Here is a 666-nt window from a genome sequence, read left to right as displayed (position 1 = left end):
CAAGCTCTTCTCCAAGTCGGACACGCGTCTCGACAACGAGGATGGCGGTACACCGAACGCCTTTGCCGCTTTAGTAAAGCTACCTGTCTCCACAACTTTACTAAAATATCGTATTGCACGTAGTTGATCCAACCAATTTCTCCATTGAATAAATAGCTAAGTATAAGTAGCGAAACCTTTTTATAAATAGTAAAACATTTTTGTCTTACTATTGTCTTAAAAGCAATAGTGATTGACGTTTTACCCTATATATAACCACATTAAAACCAGTAATAATGTGTTTAACTTAATTGGCTCAAATTAATTGGCTCAAACAAAAATAACTTTCACGTCAATAAAGGAAGACGAATTTATGATTACTTTGCACGGTTTTGCCGCAAGCAACTATTACAACATCGTAAAACATGCGCTGTTATATAAAGAAGTACCTTTCCAAGAAAATTTAATCTTCGCTGGTAGCGACGAATTATTAAAAGTTAGCCCCGTTGGCAAAGTACCCGCCATCACAACGGCTGAAGGTTTTAATTTGTCAGAAGCCAATGTCATTTGCGACTTTATCGAAGAGACTTATCCTGATACGCCGCTATACCCTACTGATGCCAGCGAACGTGCAGCTGTGCGCCAAATCATGAAAATAGCAGAGCTGTATCTTGAATTACCAAGCCG

2 protein-coding genes are annotated in these 666 nt (G+C 38.7%); one reads left to right on the top strand and one right to left on the bottom strand.

Translation table 11 applies throughout. The features are described 5' to 3' along the window. On the bottom strand, nucleotides 1-132 hold a 132-nt coding region (locus ACS8FC_RS18125; RefSeq protein WP_439297809.1), incomplete at its 3' end, for a LysR family transcriptional regulator. 220 nt (nucleotides 133-352) lie between these two features. On the opposite strand from ACS8FC_RS18125, the gene ACS8FC_RS18120 reads away from it, so the two are divergent. Continuing rightward, nucleotides 353-666: glutathione S-transferase family protein (locus ACS8FC_RS18120; RefSeq protein ID WP_439297808.1), on the top strand; the 314-nt coding region annotated here is incomplete at its 3' end.

The sequence above is a fragment of the Psychrobacter sp. 1Y4 genome, assembly GCF_051847555.1.
This window is presented reverse-complemented; position numbering and strand designations above follow the sequence as displayed.